We start from the raw sequence: 222 nt of genomic DNA, 5'->3' as shown, positions 1-222 counted from the left end.
ATACTCTATGTACAATATCATGTCATCTGCAAACAATGATAGCTTACTTCTTCTTTTCTGATTTGGATTCCTTTTATTTCTTTTTCTTCTCTGATTGCTGTGGCTAAAACTTCCAAAACTATGTTGAATAATAGTGGTGAGAGTGGGCAACCTTGGCTTGTTCCTGATCGTAGAGGAAATGGTTTCAGTTTTTCACCATTGAGAACGATGTTGGCTGTGGGT

At 37.4% G+C, this 222-nt stretch carries 1 protein-coding gene; it reads right to left on the bottom strand.

Translation table 11 applies throughout. The features are described 5' to 3' along the window. Positions 1–17: 17 nt before the first annotated feature. On the bottom strand, positions 18–222 hold a 205-nt coding region (locus tag ON062_RS13745), incomplete at its 5' end, for a reverse transcriptase domain-containing protein (RefSeq protein ID WP_274647706.1).

The organism is Microbacterium sp. C7(2022) (genome assembly GCF_028823665.1).
GTDB lineage: Bacteria > Actinomycetota > Actinomycetes > Actinomycetales > Microbacteriaceae > Microbacterium.
The sequence above is the reverse complement of the archived record's forward strand: the minus strand, read 5'-3'. Positions and strand labels throughout refer to the sequence as shown.